Origin of the sequence: Leptospira sp. GIMC2001 (assembly GCF_028462125.1) — a bacterium.
Taxonomy (GTDB): Bacteria; Spirochaetota; Leptospiria; order Leptospirales; family Leptospiraceae.
In genome coordinates, this window is record NZ_CP115468.1 from 1,378,162 (window position 1) to 1,403,934 (window position 25,773).

The window sequence follows — 25,773 nt, forward strand, 5'->3', positions numbered from 1 at the left end:
ACTTATTCAATAGTTTTTTTAAATCAAAAATTATCGATCTCATCAAATGTGGATTTGAATTTACTTTCTTTGTCTTATTATTTTATTCGTGTTATGTGAAATTAATTAGACCTTTCTTGAAACAAAACAATATTCTCTTAAAGGCTTTTTAAATTCGTCCTTTTTTATTCAATAAGCGGACACGATGTCCGCTCTTCCAGGCAGTTGCAGATAACGGTCTGACTATCCGACGTAAATCCTAGCTGAGCCTCAAAGAGGCGTTAGCGTTGGCACGAATTCTTGCCTTGCAAGAATCGTGACTAGGATTTATGTGTCGCAGACCAAGCCTGTATTTCAGGCGCAGCGGATAGTTGGTGTTATTCGCTGCCGCCGTCTTCGAGGCAGGGATGCCGATATCTTTCGAGGTAAGCCTTCATAATCTAATTCTAATTGTAAAACAAATTAAATCTTAGATTACACGTTCTACCTAAGTGAAATTTGAATTCTTTTTTTCAACTATTTTAATACTTTTTAAAAATTTACTTCGTATTTAAGCATGATTCATAAAATTGATTTCTTTAATTTCCTTTGTCCTAAGAAAACGATCATATTTCTCTGAAGCAATGAATAACATGTAAAACGAATTCAAATAGTCTTTCATTATTTTTTAATCATTTTCGCAAAACATTATTTTTTGATACGTTGAACATACACCTTCATCTTTATTTTTCAATTTAAACTGTCAATTTCGAGGACAAATCGAATCTTATTGTGAATATTCTCAATTAATTTATTCAATGAATATTCAATTTCTCTTTCAATTTTAATTTGGAATTTCTAATTGGATTTTTTTCTTTTTAATTTTCCTCCAGTTTAGAAATTCAAACTTTATCTTTAGTTTTCTCGGCGAAAGTATTCTTCTCTTTTTTAAATTTTTCTTTTTATTTTCAATAAGCGGACACGATGTCCGCTCTTATAGGCGGTTGCGAATAACGGTCTGACTATCCGACGTAAATCCTAGGTGAGCCTCGAAGAGGCGTTACCGTTGGATTTATGTGTCGTAGACCAAGCTCTGCAGTCGCTTTAGCGACAATCAGAGCGCAGTGGGTAGTCGGAGTTATTTGTAGTTTTGGCACGCTAAGTTAAAATTACTGTCTTTGAGAAAACCGCGATCCGACTGAGGCATCTTCTTACATTAGGAATTTGCCGAATTCTCTCAATAAACTTTCACTTTCGGAGATAATTCACTTAGCATAATTGAATCGAGTAAGTTTAAGCCAAGCTAATCCCTAATACTTTCTGATTTATTAAGCGGTTTTCGAAAAGAGTTAAGCCCAACTTTCAATTAAAAGCCAAAATTACAAATAACGATTCAGACTACCCGACGTAAATTCGAGCTGAGTCTCGAAGAGACGTTAGCGCTGAATTTATGTGTCGTAGACCAAGCTCTGCGGTCGCTTTAGCGACATTCAGAGCGCAGTGGGTAGTCGGAGTTAGTAGTAGTTTTCGCACGCTTGCTGATTTTTTCTATCTTTGAGAAAACCGCGATCCGACTAATGCATCTTTCTACATTAAGATTTTGCCGACTTCTCTCAACGAACTTTCACTTTCTGAAATAAAAAGCATAGTATAGTTGAATCGTGCAAATATAGACTCAGTAAAACCTTATTACTTTTTGATTTATTAAGCGGTTTTCGAAAAGAATAAAACCTGACTTTCAATTAAAAGCGAAAATTACTACTAACGAGGAGCGTTGCTGCCGTTCGGGACAGCCGAGTCTCCGAAGGAGACGTTGGCGTTGGCACGAGATTGCTTCGAACGAAGTGAAAAAAGCAATCGTAGTGACACCCGAATGGGTCTGAAGCTCCGCTTCCTTAAGATCAAAGGAGCGAAGACGTCTCCAGTAACGCGGAGTTATACGCCGTTTTTTCTCATTAATTTGTAGGATATAATTTCAAAAGCATATTTTCGTTTTTTGAAAGTATATATAATTCCCTCAGCACTTCTGTAAATCATTCCACTAACAAATAGAAATGGTTTTACATGATTCCTTTTGTATTTGCCGTCGAGTGAATTGGGTGCAAGTTCAGAAACTAATCCTTTAAAAGATGAAATTAGTTCGGCATATGCTGCCATATGTTTTACTTCACCGAATGCTTTCAGATATTTATTCTCAACTGCGTCGAAAGAAGTATAACCTGATAAATCCATGTCTTCAATTACTGCGATATCACAACATAAATTTGCAGATCCATCTTCATCTGCATAAGTACGAATTCTTAATTGATGCCGAATTTGGCATTTCTGTCTACCTTTTTCACACCGAGCATAAGAATAATTGTTTGGTAGTCCATTTGTGGAAAATTTAAGCTTAAATATTTTAATACCTTTTTTTTGTGTAGGATTAATTATTTCGATATTCCAATTATTCTTTCTATATCTACTAATAGTGTCTGCAAATACATAAGCTTCAAAAGTTTGATTTACTCTGTTACCAAATTTATTTATGTTAGCTTTATTATTTCTGAAATAGGAAGTTAGTTTTTTCTTAATTTCATTCTGATCAAAATCGTATATATTTTTTGAATTTTTCATCTAGTATATTCTCTTTGTAAAAAGCAATAACCTGGTAAGGATGATTAAATGATTGGATTTTCTTTACTAGTTTTGGGTTTCCAATTGACTCATCTAATTTTTTTAAAAGATTTTCTGCTAAGTGATATGTTTCATTTCCTCTTTTATATTCAACAGAACCAATTTTAAATGATTCTATTCCTTCTTTTTCGAATAAGGTTATAGTGTCCTTAATTGCTATATCATAATTATGAAGAAGTTGAGATAACTGAAAGATAAACATTAAAAGAGAAGCTTTTTCATTTTCACTTGAAATTTGTCTTCTTAGATCTCCATTATATCTATTTTTTCTTGCATCATTGTAGATTCTTTCCCGGATATCATCACTAAATATTTGATCGTAAGTGTATTTTGCTAGTGATTCGAATCGAACACGTATTTTCTGAGGAAGCTTTCTCAAGAGGTCATTTAAATGTATTGTATTATTGTTCATAAAAAATTAAAAAATGGCGTATAACGAATGAGCTTGCCGACGTTCCTCGTAGCTGAGCCTCCAAAGGAGGCGTTAGCGTCGGCACGACTTCTTGCTTTTGCAAGAAGCGTGACGGAGAGGAATGTGTCGAAGACCGAGCCGGTATTCCGGCGATGCGGCAAGCGAAAGTTATACGGCGTACCCATTTTTAAATTTCTAAAGCTATTTCACTTGAATATTCTGATCTTTTAATGGTAGGCGTATATCACCAACAAAAACATATCTGATCTTTCCATTGTTCATCATTTTGTGAATCGCTTGTCTTGTAATTTTATATTTCTTCGCCATTTCATCAACGCTTGCTAATTGTGATGCGACAACTTTATCCGAGTCCACCTTTGCTTTCAATTCTGCAATTGTCGCATTAATCTTTGATTGACTTCTCTTGGAAAATATTGCATCTCCACATTTATTACACTCGTAACCTTCCAGACCATTGACCATTTCTTTTCCATAATCTTTTACTATAAAATTAGTCTTCAAATTTAACTTTTTCTTCATTGATCCTTGAGATCCGCACGATGGGCAATCTTTCCATACTTTATCTTTCATAGTTGCTATCCTCTTTAAAAGAAATAATAAGAGCATCCTCTTCTAAAATTTGTAATTTAATATATATATGCTTTTCTTGAATTCTCATTTTGTAAACATCATGCCAAAGCTTTACATTTTGATGTGACGTCATTGATTTATAAAAATTTTCGTGACTTAACTCTAGAACATTACTGACTATTCCTTCATAATCAAAACCGAAACTTTCAAGGGCTGTTAATTGTGCTTTCTTTGTAATAAATACACTACCACTTCGTATAAGATCTTTAATTACCTTCAAAGAATAATGAGCACGTTTTTTCTCCACTTATTACACTATATTTAAATAGTGTACATTGTCAACCATTTAGATCGATCGGATATAAAAGTCAATTCTCTTGTGTAGAGATTTTGGGTATGCCGTATAACGAATGAGCTTGCCGACGTTCCTCGTAGCTGAGCCTCTAAAGGAGGCGTTAGCGTCGGAACGACTTCTTGCCTTAGCAAGAAGCGTGACGAAGAGGAATGTGTCGAAGACCGAGCCGGTATTCCGGCGATGCGGCAAGCGAAAGTTAAGCGTTGTTCCGAAATATTTTGAGAGCTTTTTCAAATTCAAGATAACCTTCTATTCCGGCTCCTGGTTCATTTAAACACCATTCTTTTACTTTATCAAAGTATATCCTTTGATTGCTTGCGACTAACACTGCTTGATCTAGACAATCCCGAGATTTAAAATAGAAAAAAGATGCTAAACGATCTTTAACACAATCGGTTGGAGAGAGTATCCTTAATATTTTTCCATCAACTTCTATTTCATCTGGTTTTATTCTATAATCATCACCAATCGAAACTGGCGAAGAAACAAATTCAACAAATAGATGAGCGCACATTGGATGGCGATAATGCCTTCCAAATTTTTTAAAATTTAATGCTTCCATCGTTTCTCTTATTTCTTTGCCGCGAGATATCAATGGTTCAACCATATCTAAATCACCAGATCTGTATGCGCCTTTAGAATAAATAGAAACTACGGAACCTCCAACTAATACGGAACTTATTCCTTTATTAGCAAGATGCCAACCAACAAATTTCCAAAGATCTTCTTCCGTTACTTTTTCCCAGTTAGGTTCTTCCATAAACTGGCTTTCCTTTGTCCCTTGGGCGTCGCCTTGAAGAGAACAGAATTTCTTTATCATTTATTGAAAGTGAATTATAATAAACCTCTAAAATTAACTTGAGACCTTTAACGAAAGGCGATTTGGGATTAAACGAATAGACTCGAGACTTTCCTATATTCTTTGAAACTAGTACCCCAGCTTTTTCAAATCTTTCTAATTGATTTTTAATAGGTGTAAGTGCTACACCATAATCTTTAGCAATGGCGGAGGCATGTAATTCATTGTAATGGAAAAGATGAATGAGAACTTTCGAAGCTGTCTTATTTCCAAATATTCCATCCAAAACCATCACAATACTACTGTGTTTTTTACTCAAATTTAATCAACTATATTTTAGTTCATATAAACTAAAATATAGTCACATTCGGAATTACGCTTAACGAGGAGCGTTACTGCCGTTCAGGATAGCTGAGTGTCCAAAGGACACGTTAGCGTTGGCACGAGATTGCTTTGAGACAAAGTCGAGAAAAGCAATCGTAGTGACACCCGAATGGGTCTGAAGCTCCTCTTCATCAAAGGCAAAGGAGCGAGGACGTTTCCAGTAACGCGGAGTTAAGCGTCGTAAATTTAATTTGAACTAAAAAAATATTACTATAAAATATTTATCTTTAATAATTATTTAATATTTCAATGTTTTAGTTTAAAATCCTTACGATATTTATTTTGAAGATTTTCTCCATAAATATTATAGATTTCAAATTTCAATATATAAATTTTAAATAAGAAAAGCAAACCAAAATAGGAGATAAAGTAATATAAAAAATAAAATATAAATAAATATGAGATCTATTTACTTTAATATCGAAGTTTTCTGTAAAATAAATTAAGCTCTGACAAATAGAATTACAAAACGAAAAAGCAAAAAAATAATATAGAATGAATTTAGAATCTTTAAATAAATCGAAAAATGCTAAAAGAAAAAAAGCTAAAGCATACTCTAAAAAACATGAGAGGAAAACTCTACTATAAATCCCATCTTTATTTTTATAAATAAATACTAAAATGCTTACTTTCGCTAATGAACTTAAAAATACAATAACTAACGGTGATACAAATAATATAGACATAGTTTTTAAATAATCAGTATGCGAATAAATACGAAAAAATAATCCCGAAGTTAAATAAATTAAAAATATTCCTATAAAATTTACTTTTCTCATAATACTAAATTTAAGAAATTCACTATACTCTAAACCAAAAATAAGAACTAATTTATGTCTACATTCCTACAGTATACATAATAGTTTTACTGTTAAATGAAAGGCTATTCCTTCAATACTCATGAATTAATGATAATATTTGATTTTAAAAGCAAAATAGTATTCCTAAATTTATGACGCTTAACGAGGAGTCTACCTGCCGTTCGGGATAGGTGAGCCTCTGGTTTCCCGAGGGAGTCCCCGACCGAGGAAAAGAAACCTGAGGCGTTACCGTTGGCACGAGGTTGCTGGGAGCATTGCGACCAATGCAACCGCAGTGACACCCGAATGGAACCGAAGCTCCTCTACCTTAGGACAAGGAGCGAGGGTTTCTACAGGTAGACGGAGTTATGCGTCGTTTATCACATTTTTATAATGTTTCTAAAATGGTAATTTCTATAGACATAAGTAAATCAAGAATATAATATTTATCGGAAGAATATATTAGGGATATATCTTCTTGAGCAACTATATTTGAAAATCTACTAATAAATCCAACAGCTTTTTGAATTTCCTCATCAGTCAGATTTAATTGTTTTTTTCCGAGATCTATTAAATTTTTTTTATATATTTGAATTTTTACTAAATCTAAAATATCACCATCTCTTTCATTTCTTTCTTGATTTTTTTTATTTCTATTCTTGAGCTTTATGCTCATTAATCCGTTTTCTATTTCCTTAAATACCTCTTTTAAATTTTCATCTTCATTGTTCACATTTTGAATATCAGAAAATTGAAAAGTGTGATCTTCTCTAAAACTTTCAGAATTCATGTCGGATACATGCAAATTGCCATGAAAGAAATTTTCTCCTTCGTGAGAAAAATCTAATCTTAATTGAAATAATTTCTGATCATTTGAAAAAAATATTTTAATTCTTGTAGGTCTATCAGATGTTATTCTATATTCTGGCTCTTTATCATAAGCTATAGGTCTCGTTTCTATATAAATAAAATGTATGTAACCTGAATTTAAGACTACACTTAATTCGTCCCATAAATTCTTCAATACATCATTCACTCTCTCCGATGAATATAAACTATTTTCAAAACTAAAATATAATATTTCATAAAACACAATTAATGTATAAAAATTCATAAATTCACTAAAAATATATCTAACTTCTAGCCATACATTCTGTAGAATTGGCTTATCGCTTTTTCCAATATATGAAGATTCAATCCCTTCATCTAAATCGATTACAAAAAACAATAATTTCGATCTAATCATCTCTAATAAAGTCAATCCTTCTTTAGCTGGCATTGAACCATTCGTGAAATTAAGTTCGTCAGTTCGATAATAATTAAAATCTCGAATTGCAAACATTCGATCTCTCAATTCACTTATTGTCAAATTAACTTTAGAATAAACCGATTGAACAGTAAATAAATCAATTTGGTTAGCACTAACATTTAATAATTTAGATATTTCTTCTAAGTTTTCATAATAAAAGGTAATTTCTTTTGGTTTTGATTTTTCTAACGATTTTATCAATTTTTCATTGAAAACTCTTTGTCCGTATTCATCATCATCTCCTCCAAATAAAGAATTTCGAATGAATTCCAATTGTTGCTCCTGAATTAATCTGAATGCAGGAGATAATCTCTCTAGTAATTTCTTATATTTATTCATCGTGAAAATTCCTTTTTAGAAATGACGCATAACGAATGAGCTTGCCGACGTTTCTCGTAGCTGAGCCTCCAAAGGAGGCGTTAGCGTCGGCACGTCTTCTTGCTTTGCGAGAAGCGTGACGAAGAGGAATGTGTCAAAGACCGAGCCGGTATTCCGGCGATGCGGCAAGCGAAAGTTATGTGCTGAAGGCGCATCCTAAATATTTTTCCTTAATTCTAAAATATCCGCTACGTGAACTTTAGTCGTATTAGTTTTGGTATAAGTAAATGGTGTAAAATAATCTTTGATTATTCTAAATCGACTATCAGTTGGTGAAAGTTCTAATGAAGTAGGAAGCCAATACTTCATTAAACTGAAAATTTCATATAAAAGATGGGATACTTTTGCAATATATTCTGGTTTTAGCATATATCTAAATAGAAGTTTATCTTTAAAATTTTCTTCAAAAAATCCGTGATCATATACTACAAATTTTGATTCTGAAGCCGTTTTTTTGAGTAAAAGAAATTTATTTTCATTAATCGGATTCAATTCTCTACCGTTTACGACAGAATATTCAATAGCATTCTCCGCAGTTCGTTTAAAAAAATCGGTATTTTGAAATATTAATTCAAGTTTTAGCAATTTATTTTGGATTTTAAGAATATTTATTGAATCAATATGATTAATATTGGTAAGGAATAAATTATTATTAATAGTTTCTTTAAATAAATCTCTTATTTCGCCATTATTTTTGAAAATTTGAAAGCCAAGATAACTTTGGTTTTTAATTAAATTGGAAATTTCATTTTCTGAATAATTTACTAATCCAACTATATTACTGAAAGTATTTGAATCTAAATTGTATCCATGAAGTATTTTTTGAATATTGTAAAGTGCGATGAAAATGTCATTAGAAACTGAATTTTTGATATATTCTTTTAGATATTTTTTCTCTTCTTTCGTTACATGAACCTGAATAAGCTCATAGAAAATGAAAACTAGAAAGAAAAAGACTGCATTTGAGATTATGTTAATAAGAATATTTTTAATCTCTGAATCAGTTATATAGCAAGTTATAACCGAAAGAATTATTGTAGCGATGCTAAGACTTATGTAAGGTATTGTATTGTAAGTGTTCATTTTTTACTCGAGAAATTATTGATCTTTGATCTTTCGCGCCTTTGGCACATAACGAGGAGCGTTGCTGCCGTTCGGGAAAGCCGAGTCTCCAAAGGAGACGTTGGCGTTGGCACGAGATTGCTGTGAACGAAGAGAGCAGGTCAATCGTAGTGACACCCGAATGGGTCTGAAGCTCCTCTTCCTTAAGGACAAAGGAGCGAAGACGTCTCCAGTAACGCGGAGTTATTCGTCGTATTTTTCTTATCTAAAAAACACAATAAAGTGCTCCTTTTTAGAGAAGTTTTTACAATTCTTTCTAATTTTAACTTAACTACTATGTTTTATTTAGAACTTATCAAATTGGCTAATGAATTTATTTTGTCTTGTAATCCAATTTTAAATTTAATTAAATTATTAATTTCAAATTTGAAATACTGTAAAAGAATCTGAGACAACAGTCAATAGAATTGCCTTGTAATAAAATAAGAATTGAAAAATCCTCAAAAAATTATGTTATACCAGTTTTTTGTTTTCTTATTCTAATCGAAATATAAATATTTTATTTTTAAACTAAACTTATGGTTAAACAATTCACCTAATTTTTATCTACTACAATTTTAAAGACTAAAAGTTTAAAAATCTATAAAATATTGAGATTCTTTGTCGCATTCATTTAGCTGAATTTGTGCATATAAGCATAATATTAGAAATGTATTATCTTGAAAATCGTTTATATCGAACAATGTTAATGCAAAGGCACATAATTCATCTCTATTTGCAGCCTTTCCATTTTTAAAAACGTGTCCATTTTTACATTCATCTCTTTTGGAGACTCCTGGACCTAGTGGTCCCATATCGCAATTTAGAATTAAAAACACTAGTGCAATAAACAAAAATCTCATGAATAACCATCCTGATTTGAATTCTAATTATTAAATATAAAAGTAATTTTAATTTTACTCAATTGATGTAAAATATGACGAATAACGGGGAGCTCAATCGCAGTTGTCGGTAGCTGAGTCTTGAATTTCCCGAAGGCCTCCGTGCCTGAGGATTAGAAATTTAAGACGTTAGCGTTGGCACGAAATTGCATGAGCAAAGCGAAAAAGTAATTTCAGTGCCACGACAATTGCCCCAAGCCCTCTTTCATAAACTCAAAGGGCGCAGGGGGTTTCCGATTGAGCGGAGTTATACGCAGATTACACCATTTATAATAGTTCATTTAAAGATACCAGATGTGACAATCGCATTTAGACTTATAATAGAAAGGAAAACGTACATACTCATCTTGAAATATCATAGTTCCTCTACCTGTCTGAACTTTTATTTTTCTTATATATTCATTTAATGGATTTCTGAAATTATATCCTGTATAAATAATGACAGCAGTATACGTTTCAATATTTAGAATTATCTTATTTTCGATCGGGTCATAGAAAACGTATCCTTCTTTAATTGGATTCACTTGAATGAAATTATTGTAATTTAAAATATCCTTTGAATTTATGGTTTTCCATTTGCTTAGAAAATCTGAAAATTCATTTAAAAATTTATCATTAGATTCTAAAATATTTTCCTTATTTCGCATTATCCTTTCAAATTTTAAAGCATCAATAGGATCTTTAAGATAGAAATGTATTTCGACTAATTCTTCAGTATCATTTGAGATTGCTATATATGTTTGAATACTACATGAAAAATTGACAACGAGAAACATATGAAATATATATTTATTAAAGTATTTACTCATAGTTACTTTTTATCCTATTTATTTTTATTTATATTATAGAGAACAGAATATTAAAAATAGTTTCTAAAAAAAAAGATCTGCGTTTCTTTTTTAATCATGCCTAGCTTCATAAAAAAGAATCCAAAAAAATATTTGAAAATTGAACTTATTTTAAAAAATTCAAAAAAGGAAAGAAAAAATACTGTATGTTCCTTACTTAATTCATATTTCTTAACTAAATAATTTATCAACGAATTTAGAAAGAGCGTTCTTTGTATTCAATATATTTTTGTAATTTGCGTATAACGAATGAGCTTGCCGACGTTCCTCGTAGCTGAGCCTCCAGAGGAGGCGTTAGCGTCGGCACGTCTTCTTGCTTTGCAAGAAACGTGACGAAGAGGAATGTGTCGAAGACCGAGCCGGTATTCCGGAGATGCGGCAAGCGAAAGTTATGCGTCGGTCTAATTTTCAATAACGAAACGGTATTGTAGAACTTATTATACGTTTATCATAAATATCAACGTTATTTTTTGAAGTAAATTCAAGTATAGATTTTTTTAAATTTTCAAAATCTGAAGTTGGACCGATGATTATCCCTTCTATGGGAAAAACTATATCTGGATTTGATAAATTAGTTTTAATAAATTGACAAATAGAATCTTTATTGGACTTAAACTCAACCTTTATTTCGTGTTTTTTAACGTTAACTTCTGGGATTATTAGACGGATCTCTTTTTCTTCCTTAAATGCAGGATGCTTTAATACTGGGAAAAGCATGGAAATATATTGAATTGCAGTTTTTACCGTTGATTCAATATTCTGATCTGTAGCCTCTTTATTGATTACATAATACTTTATTATGCTTTCAATATTCCATTGAATAAAACTACGTTGTTCGCTTTCTAAATAAATAACATTAACCAATGATGAATATGAATTAGTTATTAAGCCTAAAAATGTTTTTCCAAATTCTAATGCTACAGATGAAGTATTTGATCCATATCCACGCCACATGCTTAATAAATCACTTTCACTAGTAAAACTAGTTATATAGATTATTGGAATATCTTGTTTATTTAAACCTTTTAACACTGACTCCCAAAAAAATTGGTTACTTTTTTCAACCCTTTCTAAAAATAAATTACATTCTTCTAAAATCAAATTTTTGGCATAATTTTGTTCAGATATATCATTTAAAAATCTAGCATCAGTTGAATAAATTGCTTTGTTCTGAATTATACCCATCAATCCATCTATACTAGTATAATGGTAAATATAAGAATTCTTTGGAAAAATTAATTCCTTCTTATAATGCGCTAAAGATTTAAGTAAATAGTCAAAGAAATTGTTATTAATCATAGTTTTTTAGACTGACGCATAACGAATGAGCTTGCCGACGTTCCTCGTAGCTGAGCCTCCAGAGGAGGCGTTAGCGTCGGCACGTCTTCTTGCTATGCAAGAAGCGTGACGAAGAGGAATGTGTCGAAGACCGAGCCGGTATTCCAGCGATGCGGCAAGCGAAAGTTATTCGCTGTATGCACTAAAGTCCACTTTGTTCAATTAAAAAAATGATATTTGTTCCTGTAAGATTTAATGCATATCTCGTTATTTCATCTTCAACCTTTTGAGGAACCTGTCCTTGACCATGAGCGCCCAATCTATTCCGGATAGTTGGTATCCCACTTTCTAATAAACTCAGTAACGAGGTAAATTGGTTTTGTGTAAAATTAGGAATTAATATATTTTTAAAACAAATCTGAATTAATTTTTTAGAAGTGTCAGTTTGATGAAATGACCAACCTTTTTCCTTACATATAATTTTCAAAACACTTTCAAATGATTTTAAGCATTCACTCAAACTTTCCTTATTTCTTCCGTGCCTGTAATGTTCATGTGCCTTGAGATATTCATCATTTGCCCCGTTAAACATTTTCCTATTCAATAATGTCAGAGTTGGTTTTATAATTTCTGAATGTGCATATGTTGAATCAACTCGAATTATTTCTCCAATAAATTGATACCCTATTGCATGTTCTTTTAATCTTATATTTAATTCTTTTATAGCTTCTTCTGGTTTTAATTTTACGTTTATATACTTTGTATAATTTTGGTAATTTTCACCAGCAATTACTCTTTCTATACATTTAAAAGTTAAGTCAATAACATCAATCGCTTGCTCAAAATCTTCTGTCTGTAAGAAGAAATTTAGAACATCCAATTCAGGAGTATAGTTTCTCTCAATTAAAAAGAACTTTCCGTATTCTCTGCATAGTGTATTCTGGATATTTTCATAAGCTTGGTATGCTAAATCTTGGCTTCCATAATACGTATTTTTTACTCCTATTGTTTCTCTAATAATATGAACAATTTGAATTCTAAGCTTAGTAGGGATATCTTTGTATCTAAATACATCTAAGTTTTCTCCACGCAATCTTTTCTGTTTTTTCGAAAATAAATCAAATATCATATTATTCCTATAGTACAAATAACTGGCATATTGCGAATAACGGGGAGCGTTGCTGCCGTTCGGGATAGCCGAGTCTCCCAAGGAGAAGTTGGCGTTGGCACGAGATTGCTGTGAACGAAGAGAACTAAGCAATCGCAGTGACACCCGAATGGGTCTGAAGCTCCTCTTCATTAAGAACAAAGGAGCGAAGACGTTTCCAGTAACGCGGAGTTAAGCGTTGTCGCCAATCCTAATCAAATAAAGTTTTTTCTCTTTCTAAAATTTCTTTTATTTGAATCTCAAGAATTGGAATTTTGTTCTTAACTAGATCCCAAACTATATCATAATCAACAACAAAATAGCCGTGAATTAAATGATTTCGTGTTGCTGATAATTTTCGCCATTCTGGCTCAGTATACTTCTTTTTGAATTGGTCTGAAATTTTATTTGAAGCTTCCCCAATTATTTCAATACTGCGAACGAAGGCACGGCGTAGAACATTATTATTCAAAAAGCCTTCTTCATTAATTTTATTCATCTCTTCGTTGAGGAACAAAATTTCATTGTATATATGCTTTATGCATTCAATGTCAGATTTCAATTAAGATTGATTCTTCCTCAACAGATTCCTTGAATGAACCGTTAATTGATTCAATTGTGATTAAATCAACTTTCACACTGAAAACATCCTCTAAGAGAAAAGTTAAATTCATGAAATTATCATAATTCTTCTTTCCAGGCTTAAATTTTACCAAAACATCAAGATCGCTCGAAAAGTTTGCATCATTCCTGGCAACGGAACCAAAAATATGTAAAGATTCCACGCCAAATGAATCGATATCAAATTTGTATTTTTTTAGCGCATCTTGAATGGAATTCTTATCTAGAATGTCAACTTTCACAATGAATTAAAAGTTTTCCAAATCGTTTCAATGTCAAGACAATTATTTGATGATAAATTTGTCCTTTTTGAATATCTTGATTTGAATTGAATTAATAAATATTCTTAAAATTCAGCGATTACGCTTAACGTTCTGACTATCCGACGTAAATCCTAGCTGAGTCCAGCACCATTTAGTGAGCTATGCGAATGATTAAAATGGTGCTGGACGTTAGCGTTGGCACGAATTCTTGCTCTGCAAGAATCGTGACTAGGATTTATGTGTCGTAGACCAAGCCTGTATTTCAGGCGCAGCGGATAGTTGGTGTTATCTGTAGCCGCCATCTTCTCGGCACGGATGCTGACGTTCTTAGACAATTTTCTTATCGCATTTAATTGCTTTCAATTCAAATAAGGGCAAATTGAATCTGAAGTGAAAAATTATCTCTCGAACTTCACATCCGCCACTGAATCTTTCATTTTTTCAATCTTGAAAACGTTGATTGGCGTTTGGAGATTGCGTATAACATATAGTTTTTATTAAAACCGAAAATAGAAATCTAAAACAATAAAATAGAGTATAACGATTTTCCTTCTTTTTTTTTGAAAATGATCAAGCAATCTTAAACAAGTAGGCTTTTAAATACTTTTTATCCATTAAGTTTTATTAATTCTCTTAATAAATTTACAAACTCTAAATAACGCTCTGAATTTTTAATTTAGATTCGTTTTAAATTTTGAAGAAATGAACGCTAATCTGAATGAAGCTTCTTTGATCTTTTGTAAACTTGAAATAAACTTAAACAGCAATATCATCTGAACAAAACCTATAATTTACATTCTAATTAGTTTTTATAATAATTGGCGGTTAAAACTCTCTTTCTTTGAATTAATTCTTTTAAAATTAAAAAAAGCGGACAGGACGTCCGCTCTTAAAGGCGGTTACAGATAACGAATGAGCTTGCCGACGTTCCTCGTAGCTGAGTCCAGCACCATTTAGTGAGCTTCGCGAACGTTTAAAATGGTGCTGGACGTTAGCGTCGGCACGTCTTCTTGCCCTGCAAGAAGCGTGACGGAGAGGAATGTGTCGAAGACCGAGGCTGTATTCAGCCGATGCGGCAAGCGAAAGTTATTCGAAGTGTGATTTAAACACTTGCAAGAGTTTTTTTACCTTTCTTGATTACTATCTCTGCTCCAAGTGTATGAACTAATCTTGATAAAACTAACAACGTTGGGTTGTCCTGCTTACCACTTCTTATTTCTTGAATTACGGTGCTTGATACTTTAGCTAATTTGGATAATTCCCGAACTGAAACTTTTTCTGATTCCATCAAATTGATAATTGTTTCAGACAATGTTAAAGCTTCGTATTCTTTATCAAATTTTTCCTTAATTGAACGTTTTGTCATCAGACGATCAAACGTTGTCTTTGTAGTAAGTTCCTTTTTTAATTCTTTTTTCATAATCTTCCCTCCTTTTTAGCGCTCGCTCTTTTTCATTCTTTGGTAATTTATCTGTCTTTTTTAGAAATGCATTCGTAATAATTACTTTCTTACCTTTTACAAAGAAACAAAGAAATCTGTGTGGAAACGGTTTGAAAGCATATAATGCGTCCCCTTCAAAATTGAATTTTGTCCGATCCTTTATCTCGCCAACTTCAGCAAAACGCTTGAACAAAGCTAAAGTTTTAATCTGAAGCGGTTCTGTTAATCCATTGAAATAATGTAAAACATCTGATTTCTCTTTTTCATCAAAATACCATTCTATTGTAAATTTCTCACCTTTATAGGCGACAATCTCTTTCACTCTTCCAGTGTAACGGAATAGCGATACACTGTCAATTATTTAAACAGCTTAATATTAATTTAAAGTGACAATTTAAGTTTATTAATGTCATTCAAGTTGATTTTTTCACATTTCGAATAACGAACCAGGCTACTCGACGTAGGCTGGCCCTGAGTCCCGAAGGGACGTTAGGGACTGGAACGACACTTGCGGATGCAAGGGGAGTGCCAGAAGCCTATGTGTCGCAGACCGAGCGAGGGCGTAAGACCCGAAGCGACGCGAGTAGCCGATGTTATGCGACGTTTTTTATTTATTACAGAAGTATCCATTGAATAAAAATTTTCTTTCAATAGTATTAGTTTTTGTGCAATAATCGTGGCAATCATCATCCTCTTCCGCATATTTCGGTACTATTTGGCATTTTTGGCTATTTACGAAAAATTCACGAGAATCCAAGAAATTGATCTGTGAATCATCTAAATATCCATTTGATCTTTCATTCCACTGGAGGTTAAAAAGTAATTCCGGATATTCTTCGTAATCACAAATTTTTGAATCGCCACAAAAAGAAACAGTGTATTTGGGTATTTCAACATATAATCGGTTATTATAGATATTATAAGAGCCTACAGAATTTCCGGTTTCGGTGCGATACTCTATGTTTGCTTTATAATCGTATAATGCTATACCTTCATTTAATTTTAAAGTAATCTCTAAATCAAATAGGCTTGAATTGCACAAACAGTCGGAGTATTTTTTTGTTAGAATTAAAGAATCTTTTTGCTGAGGATGCAACTCTAGCTTAGTGAAGTTTGAAAGAATATATCCTTTATTATCTTCTGAATATAACCAATTTTCGAAATTAGAAATATTTCTTACATTTATTTTTGTACCTATTGGAATTTTGAATATTTTCGGCGAATTTAAATTTGGATCACGAAAAACATCAGTTTCTTTCTCAAATGTATACACTTCATTTATTTCTTTCTGTATTTCAGAAGAATTGTTCTTTTAGCTATACACGCGAGTGAAAATAACGTTATCAAAATTATATATTTCATATTTTTCTTTCCCTGTTAAATTTTAAAAGATGTCGCATAACGAGGAGCGTTACTGCCGTTCGGGATAGCCGAGTCTCCATTGGAGACGTTGGCGTTGGCACGAGATTGCTTTGAGACAAAGTCGAGAAAAGCAATCGAAGTGACACCCGAATGGGTCTGAAGCTCCGCTTCTTCAAAGGCAAAGGAGCGAGGACGTTTCCAGTAACGCGGAGTTATTCGAAGTTGCTCCCTTTAATTATTTGAAATGATCGTATATAAGTTATCAGCAATAAAAATATCTTCTGGGGATATCACTATTTCATTTAAAGGAATATTTTTACCATATCTCTTATTCATGATTTTTTTAACTTTATCCGATGACAAATCGAAGCTTTCTAGAGTTTTTAGTTCGCCTACATCAACTCCTAAAACGTTTTTATATATTTTCCAAACCAATTCAGTACAATATATTCGGTTATCATTCCACTCAAATGTATAATCATAATCTTTTCCAATAAATTTATATCCGTATTCCTTCATTCTAGATATTGAATTCGAGTCTATAATTTTAACGGAATCTTTCAATCTTTTTACAACAAAATGATTGTTTTTCCCTCGCTTTATAAAATTCTCTAATTTTGTTTTTTTGACCGGTTGAATTGCTTCTAAAACAAACATAATATTTCTTTCTTTAAATATAATACCAACATGTGTATATCTGGAATTTGTAGCCAATTTTATAGCTGTAGCTTGTTCTGATATTGACTCATGAAAAATTATATCTCCTTCTCTGAGGATACTAAAATCAATAGATCTGGAATACATTTCTGTTCCAAAGAATATAAATACAATTATTATATTAATTTTGAATAGTTCTTTCATTTTTTTACCTTCCTGTTTTTTTTATGAACAATATTTCTAGTCAAAAATCTTGCCTTAGTTTATTGTATTTTCTTGAATAAAACATTGTTAATAAAATATATATTAAAGATATTAAAAGTACAATTGCAAAAATTCTATGTGAAAATTCTGACTTTCCATAAGTTAGCGTATTGATATTTTTAAAATCGTTCCATAAATGATGTCCATTGCATATATGCAGACCTTTTATTGTTACAAAATAAAAATAATTTGGCAACTTGAATAAATAATATATACTAGTAAATATATGGAAATAACCTAATCTCCAGAACTTAGGGCTAAATTTAAAAATTGGGAAAATACAAATAGAAAACAAGAATACTAAATATAGACTAACGTATAAAGAACCATCAAATCCGTCAGAGCCACCTTGAGTGCATGGATCAACTTCTGATAAACCAGGTAAAAGAATTAGAAGATAAGATATCATCCAACCAAAAATTGATATAAAATTAAGAAAAAAGGATATTATTTCCTTCATTTTTTTTAATTTGAGCAATTTCGAATAACGAGGAGCGTTGCTGCCGTTCGGGATAGCTGAGCCCAGCACCATTTAGTGACCTATGCGAACGTTTGAAATGGTGCTGGGCGTTAGCGTTGGCACGAGATTGCTGTGAACGAAGAGAACTAAGCAATCTTAGTGACACCCGAATGGGTCTGAAGCTCCGCTTCCTTAAAGACAAAGGAGCGAAGACGTTTCCAGTAACGCGGAGTTATTCGAAGTCAGCACTTAGATTAATTAAATATTTAAACTACTAAATAAATAAACTCTTCAATTGAGTTCTGAATTCATCACTTGCTTCTTTAATGAATTTATTTTTTACTTCATCAACTGTGCTATCAACATTCCAAATAGTATTAAACTCGAGAATAATGGTATCACTTTCGTATGAAGCCTCTTTATAGAGATATCCATTTCTAACATCAAAAATCAAAATTTCTGCTGTATACTGATAATTTGTATCAAGATAAGGTAATATAAATATTGGAACTATAAAAATATTAAATGCAGAAAATATATTAGGTTTTCTTGTAGCATCGAAATCCGAAGTTGTTACAATTAATAGATCACATTTTGCTCGTGCTGCGAATAATCGAAGACTGCTTAAATTTATCTGGTTTCTTTCTTCTGAATAATATGATCTTCTACTACGAGATGAGAATCCTTCGATTAGATTCTTTGGAATCTTATAATTTAAGCTAATATTTGGATCTGTAAACATGATTTTTTCAGGGATTTCATCGACCCCCAGATTATACCATGCTATCCGAGATGGTTTTCTTATTTGAGGTTTCGCTTCAAATGCTCTTCTAATTTCTTCATCACTGATAACTCTATCATCGGGAGAATCAATGGTTCCAGAAGGTGAATAGGATCTTGAAGTACCACAATTAGAAAAAGTTAATAACGGCAATATAATTAGACATATTAAATATTTTAACATTAGTTTATTCATTTTTTCCTCAGTACTAGTTATTATTCATTGCGCTGATTTCGAATAACGAGGAGTCTACCTGCCGTTCGGGATAGGTGAGCCTCTGGTTTCCCGAGGGAGTCCCCGACCGAGGAAAAGAAACCTGAGGCGTTACCTTTGGCACGAGGTTGCTTCGAGACAAAGTCGAGAATTGCAACCGTAGTGACACCCGAATGGACCCGAAGCTCCTCTACATAAGGACAAGGAGCGAGGGTTTTTACAGGTAGACGGAGTTATGCGAAGGAGCATGAATTTTTCATAAACTAACAAAGCATAAAATTGTATTGTTTGCCAAATTTTTTATTATATACTGATTACCTGGGTAAAGCGAGGGATTTACATTAAATAACCGGGTATACCATTCCGGCATTTTGGATAAGCGCATCAAGTAATTTCGTAAGCTTAGAGATATCATAGCTACCGTTTCGCAGTGTATTTTCTGACTGATCGTAAAAATGTTTTGAATATGATTCTTTGAAATCTAACACACCATGCCAAGTATTGATGTCTTTTTTAAAGTTGCTCCATGTGACCTGAGGGGCGGGATATTGATCTAAACTAAGGTCAAGATAGCATTCAATCGCGGCGGCTCGTCCATTTATATCAGATAAGTTTACACCCTCGGGGCCGCGTGTTGCAAAAGTCTTAAATTCCATTAGATCAGGCAAGAGCATTGTTCGCATATTCCTTGGTAGTTTCAAATTTTCAAGCCTTCGAAAAGCGTCTATACCCTCAGCATCGTTGTCAAAAACGAATAAGACCTTATTGAGAACCTCAATTCGCAAAAGCCCCTCTGCGAATTTAACTAGATTGCCAGTTCCCCAGAAATGATGGCGTTCGTCTACATCCACAAAATTAAAAAAATCTGCTATATCCGGACGTAGGACGTCGAGCGACCGCCGAAGGATGCGTGCGTCGGATGCTCCTTCGGTTGCTATCAACACTTTTTGTCTTTGCTGCGCTCTTGGCTGGAATGCTTCACGTTCCACCCAACCTGCATGTACAATTGGGCCAAAATTCCAAGAAACCTCAATTTCTTCATTAGCCTTGTTCAGTGCAAAAATCTGAAGCATAGATTCCGCACTCAGAATGCATACTCGTTCTGATAGGAAACTAGTTTCTGACCAATAAGAATCATTATATCCGATCCTTGGAATTCTCTTAAAAGTGTCAGAATCAGCGGCAAAACGGCCCTGAGAAATTCTGTCTCGGTCTGGCGTATCATATTCGATATAGCCACTTTTCAAATCATCCAGCGGATAGCGACAAGCCAAACTGCAGAATTCTTCAAACGTGAGATATTCATTTCCTGTCTCTTCTAACTCACTATAGCTCGACATTTCAACCGCTTCATCGACTATTGCTTGGTATTCCGCTCGTGCAGCTTCAAGTGTGAAACCGAGTATCTCAAGACGAGGTATAATTCGAGAGAGTGACCTTACATAAAGTTCTTCAGCTTCAATAAGCTCCTCTTTTTCTTCCGGATGCTCATCGTAATAATCGTAATCTATTGAGTCTGACTTGCGACGAAATAAGTCATCCTCTTGAAATAAATATCCGTAATCTTCTCCCATGAAGTTTTTGGAGTAAGAAAGGGATACGTTGCCGATGCAAAGTTCAATGGAAGTTCCCATTTAAAACATTTTCCTAAAATATTTGATAATACAACCCATATTTTCTACATTTGTTGATGCGAAGCATCTTAAAATATATTTATTCTTTTTTCATGAATTTGTGAATGCAAAAATGCTCTTTCGCATAACGTTTCAGACTACCCGACGTAAATTCGAGCCGAGTCTCGAAGAGACGTTAGCGCTGAATTTATGTGTCGTAGACCAAGCTCTGCAGTCGCTTAAGCGACAATCAGAGCGCAGTGGGTAGTCGGAGTTATTTGTAGTTTTGGCACGCTAACTTAAAATTACTGTCTTTGAGAAAACCGCGATCCGACTGAAGCATCTTCCTACATTAAGAATTTGCCGAATTCTCTCAATAAACTTTCACTTTCGGAGATAATGCACTTAGCATAATTGAATCGTGCAAGTTTAAGCCAAGCTAATCCATAATACTTTCTGATTTATTAAGCGGTTTTCGAAAAGAGTTAAACCCGACTTTCACCTAGAAGCCAAAATTACAAATAACGAGGAGCGTTACTGCCGTTCGGGATAGCTGAGCCCAGCACCATTTAGTGAGCTATGCGAACGTTTGAAATGGTGCTGGGCGTTAGCGTTGGCACGAGATTGCTTGAGCAAAGCGAAAAAGCAATCGCAGTGACACCTGAATGGGTCTGAAGCTCCGTTTCATTAATGACAAAGGAGCGAAGACGTCTCCAGTAACGCGGAGTTAATCGATGTGGCTCTTAAGAATATAGTTTAAGATTCAAATTCTTACTCATTAATTCAAAATGCCTATCTAAAGAAAACAGGATTGAATTATTTTGAATTGCATTCTGTGCGATAATAAGATCTGGAATTCCAACTTTGTTAATTCCGCTTTTAATGTTCAAAATTTGGTAATTAATAATTTGATCCCACTGTATATTCAATTGAAATTTTGGAACTATCTCCAAACAGTTCTTTAATTTTGTAAGTTTATTAAAAATGATAAGAGGAAACAACTCTGCCAGAATTAGATCATTCGTAAAAATAATGTCTAGTTCAATTAATTGGTCAATGATCTTTTCCACATGAGAATTTCGACCTCGAAAATAATCGATCCAAACCGAAGAATCTACTAGAACACGATTCATCGATTTCGCAATTCATCAAGGTTAATATCCAAGGAAATTGATCCTTTAAATTTCTTAAGTCCTTTTAATTTTTCTTTTCTAATTAAACTTACCAGACCTTCTTTTACAACATCCGTCTTAGTTTTTAGATGAGTAAGTTTCATCGCCTCTAATAACAAATCTTCAGGAATATCAATCGTTGTTCTCATTATATGCATAAAATAATAATAACATATGCATTGTAAATCTAATTTTTATGTCATAGGTTGTCAAATGTAGGGATTGCCATTAGCTCTTGTAAAAATCGTCTTAATTCTCTTTAACCAATAGAAATTTCATTCTTCGCCTTAAACGAAGAAATCATCTTTAGACAAAAAGTTAAAAACATAATCTTTGATACGAAGAACAGTCGATTAGTGCAAAACAATCTTTTTGCCATTTCGATTAACGAATGAGCTTGCCGACGTTCCTCGTAGCTGAGCCTCCAGAGGAGGCGTTAGCGTCGGCACGTCTTCTTGCTTTTGCAAGAAGCGTGACGAGAAGAATGTGTCGAAGACCGAGCCGGTATTCCGGCGATGCGGCAAGCGAAAGTTATTCGCAGTTTCCTTGTTTTAGATTTTTTTCTCATTTTTAGCTATCGATTCCAAGATCCAATTAAAGATAGATTTTCTTATAATTCTTATAGACTCTTTCACTAAATAATTTTGTTTATGAAAATCTATATTAGTTAAGTGGTCTACTCTAAAATTCTCCTCATCCAGTTTTAATGCTCCTGCATGGAAATGTGCAGAACGAATATCATCATGAATGAAATTGATAATATCCTCAACGTCCTCTTTGTAATTTTTAGTTATAAAGTCTTTAAAACCTTTATATTCTCCTTTAAGTGATTTTGTTATAGCATCAATCGAAGCGTAAAAATATGAAATCATGGCGGTATTGTAAAACTGACCAACATTCAATCCTATTTGATAAAGTGTTGCACATCTATCAAAGGCCTTTTGGATTTTTTGATCAGAACATTTTATGACTTTTAGGATTTTTCTTGTTTCAGTTGGGCAAGAAAAATCGTTGTTGCCGATGAACTCATATTGGAAAACTGATCCTCTGAATTCTCCCAATTTGCAAATAGTATTCTTCTTTGGCATTTTAACTTGATGATTAAAATCATAAAGGAGTGTTGATTCACGAAACTGTTTTATTCCATTTTTATCATGTTTGCTGTACCATTTATATTTTTTAGATGGTTTATACAAACCAATGTTCAGAAGTAAAGATAAATGAGCGGTAAACAACGAGGCTTTCTGTTCAGCCAGCAAAACAGCATGTGAATCATCGATGGCATCGATTTCTTGATCAATGACAACATACCTTTCACTTCCAATTAATTGTGAATCGTCTTCAGGCATTAAAGGGGCAAATCTAAACCCGGGAAGCCAATACTCACCGTTCAGATTTGTTCCAGAAATCGCCGCAAAATAATTTCTAACAAAAAACTTTTCTTTTTTCTGCGAAATTGTAGATAAAAGAACTTCATTAATGAAGTTGCTTAATATAGTTCCCCATTGGTTTGATTCCTCATGAGAATCTGCATAACTCTCAATGCTTTGCAAGCAGCCTTCATGATTAAAAGACAACTTTAAATTGATAATAAAAAGTTTTTCTTTAGGGTTTGCGATTCCGAGTCTCAGGTTGGATTCATACCCGCTATCTGAAAAATGTCCTCTCCCACCTGCATCGAAAAGACCAAGAGAATTATTTCTTAAAGCGGCATAAAAGTAATTCAGAAAGTCTTTGGTTGCTTCAAGATTTAGGTCTTTTGTTGCTATTTTCATTTGTATTTATGGAAATTGCGAATAACGAATGAGCTTGCCGACGTTCCTCGTAGCTGAGCCTACCAAAGGCAGGCGTTAGCGTCGGCACGTCTTCTTGCTTATGCAAGAAGCGTGACGGAGAGGAATGTGTCGAAGACCGAGCCGGTATTCCGGCGATGCGGCAAGCGAAAGTTAGCCGAAGTGCACTTTTATCTACAGTAACTCTTATCAACATAAACTTTGTTACCAGAAGAATTAATATAATAACAGCCACCTCGTTTGCCAGTAATATATGTCCTACTGTATATTGAACTTGCAAATAAAAATAATACAATGTAAATAATTTGTTTTTTCATACCGATTCCTTTTCTTTAAAGATACACTTCTTAATTCTTAAATTAAGCATACTAAATAAATCAAACTCAATTTTTATCTTTTCTTGATTTTATTAAGGCTGAGGCAAATAATCCAGCAGGAACTGCAACGATTCCTATTCCAATAATAATAACAAAAGAAGTAAATATTTTTCCTCCTGCTGTAATAGGATAAATATCTCCATATCCTACAGTAGTAAGAGTAGCCATGGACCACCAAAGACTGTGAAAAACTGAAGCAAACACTTCTGGCTGCGCTTCATTTTCAAAATAATAGATTCCAACAGAAGACAAATAAATGACGACAGCTGAAACCATGCTAATAATGACTAATTCTTCTTTGATTGATATAATTGACCTTTTTAAATTGATTATCGCTTCATTGTATCGTATTAATTTTAGAATTCTAAACAGTCTAAACAATCTAAGAATTCTTAGAGAACTTAAATTTATTCCAAGTGATAAATAAAATGGTAAAATTGCGATTAAGTCGATTAACCCATAAATAGAAAAAATGTATCTGACGGAACTTCTCGAAAATATTAATCTCAACGCATATTCAATTGTAAAAAGTATTGTTATTATTACTTCTAAAAACTCTAAAGTATTAATTGTTTTTTCATCCAAATTTGGTAAAGTTTCTATTGTAAAAATTAAAATAGAAAACAATATTATTCCATAAATAAAAAAAGAAAAATATTTTCCCTGCTTGGATGTGTAGTCCAAAATCATTATTTTTACATAATTTAACATACTGATATGATAGCCTGTAATCTTTAGATAATCTTGTTTTTATATGAGAAAATGTTCTATTTTAAGTGTATTTCGGCTAACGAATGAGCTTGCCGACGTTCCTCGTAGCTGAGCCTCCATAGGAGGCGTTAGCGTCGGCGCGTCTTCTTGCCCTGCAAGAAGCGTGACGAAGAGGAATGTGTCGAAGACCGAGCCGGTAGTCCGGCGATGCGGCAAGCGAAAGTTAGCCGCTGTAATTTATAATTTACCAGGTCGTTCTAAGTCCTTTAATCTTTAATTTAGAAATAATTGCATCTTTAGAAATCAAAATAAAATTTCTTTTAATCGCAAGGTAAACTAAAAATAAATCAAATGGGTCTTTATGTCCAATTAAATCAAACATTGAAAAATTTATTGCTTCTTCGCTGGATAAATCTATTATTTCAATGCTCATTTGATTTAAAAGTTTTGGAATTTCTTCTGATTTGAATCCTGAAATTGTCAATTTTTTCAGCCGAATTTTTAGGGCAATTTCCCATAAAGAAAGACTTGTTACAAATATACCATTGTTTGGATTTTCTAAAATTCTTTGAACATTCTTACTAAGCTTTTCAGGATTTGAAATGCTCCAAAGAATACAATGAGTATCAATTAAATAATTCAATTTAAATTCAATAATTCTTCTTCAGTCATCTTGAAGTTATTTGAGAAAGCGACTTTCGACTTTCCTTTAAGAATGCCTATTGCTCTTTTTCCTCCTTTAATCTCTTTCAAAGGCACAATCTTAGCTACTGGCTTTTTATTTTTACCGAATAGTATTTTTACCTCTTCCCCATTCTTAACTAATTCAAGTATACTAGAAAAATTACTCTTTAATTCACCAATTGGAAAAGCCTTCATGATTTCACAATCCTTTGTATTTGACTACTTGTCAAGTAAAATTTTGCTATCATTTAAATCAAACTTACTAAAATAACGAAACATATGTATTCTTATGGCGAACCTGCAATAACTTAAGAATGTAGATATTAATAACTGTATAAATCAATAACATAAACATTGTAGAAATATATTAAAATAATAAATGTATTCAAGTTCGTCATAGATTATGGTCTTTCAATCATGGCG

General features: G+C 33.0%; 26 protein-coding genes. All 26 read right to left on the bottom strand.

The window, feature by feature from the left end; all coding sequences use genetic code 11:
- Positions 1-1,893: 1,893 nt before the first annotated feature.
- On the bottom strand, positions 1,894-2,574 hold the full coding sequence (locus O4O04_RS07690) for a hypothetical protein (protein ID WP_272535231.1): 681 nt from the start codon (positions 2,572-2,574) through the stop codon (positions 1,894-1,896).
- On the bottom strand, positions 2,543-3,046 hold the full coding sequence (locus O4O04_RS07695; protein ID WP_272535232.1) for a hypothetical protein: 504 nt from the start codon (positions 3,044-3,046) through the stop codon (positions 2,543-2,545). The genes O4O04_RS07690 and O4O04_RS07695 overlap by 32 nt, the downstream gene beginning before the upstream one ends.
- A 201-nt stretch (positions 3,047-3,247) precedes the next feature.
- Positions 3,248-3,637, bottom strand: coding sequence for a hypothetical protein (locus O4O04_RS07700; protein ID WP_272535233.1), 390 nt, complete (start codon positions 3,635-3,637; stop codon positions 3,248-3,250).
- Entirely contained in the window at positions 3,627-3,944 is a 318-nt protein-coding gene (locus O4O04_RS07705) for a type II toxin-antitoxin system MqsR family toxin (protein ID WP_272535234.1), read from the bottom strand. Before O4O04_RS07705 ends, O4O04_RS07700 begins: the two co-directional genes overlap by 11 nt.
- Positions 3,945-4,188: 244 nt before the next feature.
- Positions 4,189-4,752 (bottom strand): hypothetical protein, encoded by a 564-nt coding sequence (locus O4O04_RS07710; protein WP_272535235.1) that lies wholly within the window; start codon positions 4,750-4,752, stop codon positions 4,189-4,191.
- On the bottom strand, positions 4,739-5,083 hold the full coding sequence (locus O4O04_RS07715) for a winged helix-turn-helix domain-containing protein (RefSeq protein ID WP_272536050.1): 345 nt from the start codon (positions 5,081-5,083) through the stop codon (positions 4,739-4,741). Before O4O04_RS07715 ends, O4O04_RS07710 begins: the two co-directional genes overlap by 14 nt.
- A 1,280-nt stretch (positions 5,084-6,363) precedes the next feature.
- Positions 6,364-7,623, bottom strand: coding sequence for a hypothetical protein (locus O4O04_RS07720; protein WP_272535236.1), 1,260 nt, complete (start codon positions 7,621-7,623; stop codon positions 6,364-6,366).
- Positions 7,624-7,818: 195 nt separating this feature from the next.
- Entirely contained in the window at positions 7,819-8,745 is a 927-nt protein-coding gene (locus O4O04_RS07725) for a hypothetical protein (RefSeq protein ID WP_272535237.1), read from the bottom strand.
- 1,201 nt (positions 8,746-9,946) lie between these two features.
- Positions 9,947-10,474 (bottom strand): hypothetical protein, encoded by a 528-nt coding sequence (locus tag O4O04_RS07730; protein ID WP_272535239.1) that lies wholly within the window; start codon positions 10,472-10,474, stop codon positions 9,947-9,949.
- A gap of 447 nt (positions 10,475-10,921) precedes the next feature.
- On the bottom strand, positions 10,922-11,812 hold the full coding sequence (locus tag O4O04_RS07735) for a DUF2971 domain-containing protein (RefSeq protein WP_272535241.1): 891 nt from the start codon (positions 11,810-11,812) through the stop codon (positions 10,922-10,924).
- 181 nt (positions 11,813-11,993) lie between these two features.
- Positions 11,994-12,920 (bottom strand): STM4504/CBY_0614 family protein, encoded by a 927-nt coding sequence (locus tag O4O04_RS07740; RefSeq protein WP_272535242.1) that lies wholly within the window; start codon positions 12,918-12,920, stop codon positions 11,994-11,996.
- A gap of 229 nt (positions 12,921-13,149) precedes the next feature.
- The gene (locus O4O04_RS07745) at positions 13,150-13,500 is read right to left on the bottom strand and encodes a HepT-like ribonuclease domain-containing protein (RefSeq protein WP_272535244.1); all 351 of its coding nucleotides are present in this window, start codon (positions 13,498-13,500) and stop codon (positions 13,150-13,152) included.
- Complete coding sequence (locus O4O04_RS07750) at positions 13,490-13,804, bottom strand: nucleotidyltransferase family protein (RefSeq protein ID WP_272536051.1); 315 nt, start codon at positions 13,802-13,804, stop codon at positions 13,490-13,492. The genes O4O04_RS07745 and O4O04_RS07750 overlap by 11 nt, the downstream gene beginning before the upstream one ends.
- 1,120 nt (positions 13,805-14,924) lie before the next feature.
- Entirely contained in the window at positions 14,925-15,242 is a 318-nt protein-coding gene (locus tag O4O04_RS07755) for a transcriptional regulator (RefSeq protein ID WP_272535245.1), read from the bottom strand.
- Positions 15,196-15,585: a type II toxin-antitoxin system RelE/ParE family toxin gene (locus tag O4O04_RS07760; RefSeq protein WP_272535246.1), complete on the bottom strand. Its 390-nt coding sequence runs from the start codon at positions 15,583-15,585 to the stop codon at positions 15,196-15,198. Before O4O04_RS07760 ends, O4O04_RS07755 begins: the two co-directional genes overlap by 47 nt.
- Positions 15,586-15,870: 285 nt before the next feature.
- The gene (locus O4O04_RS07765) at positions 15,871-16,536 is read right to left on the bottom strand and encodes a hypothetical protein (RefSeq protein WP_272535247.1); all 666 of its coding nucleotides are present in this window, start codon (positions 16,534-16,536) and stop codon (positions 15,871-15,873) included.
- Positions 16,537-16,856: 320 nt separating this feature from the next.
- Complete coding sequence (locus O4O04_RS07770) at positions 16,857-17,486, bottom strand: YiiX family permuted papain-like enzyme (RefSeq protein ID WP_272535248.1); 630 nt, start codon at positions 17,484-17,486, stop codon at positions 16,857-16,859.
- Positions 17,487-17,526: 40 nt separating this feature from the next.
- A complete protein-coding gene (locus O4O04_RS07775) occupies positions 17,527-17,955 on the bottom strand; it encodes a hypothetical protein (protein ID WP_272535249.1) in 429 nt (142 codons plus the stop codon).
- Positions 17,956-18,280: 325 nt separating this feature from the next.
- The gene (locus tag O4O04_RS07780; RefSeq protein ID WP_272535250.1) at positions 18,281-18,982 is read right to left on the bottom strand and encodes a hypothetical protein; all 702 of its coding nucleotides are present in this window, start codon (positions 18,980-18,982) and stop codon (positions 18,281-18,283) included.
- Between the two features lie 359 nt (positions 18,983-19,341).
- A complete protein-coding gene (locus tag O4O04_RS07785; protein ID WP_272535251.1) occupies positions 19,342-20,634 on the bottom strand; it encodes a HEPN/Toprim-associated domain-containing protein in 1,293 nt (430 codons plus the stop codon).
- A gap of 722 nt (positions 20,635-21,356) precedes the next feature.
- A complete protein-coding gene (locus O4O04_RS07790) occupies positions 21,357-21,746 on the bottom strand; it encodes a PIN domain-containing protein (RefSeq protein WP_272535253.1) in 390 nt (129 codons plus the stop codon).
- Entirely contained in the window at positions 21,743-21,934 is a 192-nt protein-coding gene (locus O4O04_RS07795; protein ID WP_272535254.1) for a type II toxin-antitoxin system VapB family antitoxin, read from the bottom strand. The genes O4O04_RS07790 and O4O04_RS07795 overlap by 4 nt, the downstream gene beginning before the upstream one ends.
- Before the next feature lie 402 nt (positions 21,935-22,336).
- Entirely contained in the window at positions 22,337-23,560 is a 1,224-nt protein-coding gene (locus tag O4O04_RS07800; protein WP_272535256.1) for a hypothetical protein, read from the bottom strand.
- A 401-nt stretch (positions 23,561-23,961) separates the two neighbouring features.
- Complete coding sequence (locus O4O04_RS07805) at positions 23,962-24,666, bottom strand: ion transporter (RefSeq protein ID WP_272535257.1); 705 nt, start codon at positions 24,664-24,666, stop codon at positions 23,962-23,964.
- 244 nt (positions 24,667-24,910) lie between these two features.
- Complete coding sequence (locus tag O4O04_RS07810) at positions 24,911-25,309, bottom strand: type II toxin-antitoxin system VapC family toxin (RefSeq protein WP_272535258.1); 399 nt, start codon at positions 25,307-25,309, stop codon at positions 24,911-24,913.
- A complete protein-coding gene (locus O4O04_RS07815) occupies positions 25,306-25,545 on the bottom strand; it encodes a type II toxin-antitoxin system Phd/YefM family antitoxin (protein ID WP_272535259.1) in 240 nt (79 codons plus the stop codon). Before O4O04_RS07815 ends, O4O04_RS07810 begins: the two co-directional genes overlap by 4 nt.
- Positions 25,546-25,773: the final 228 nt, after the last annotated feature.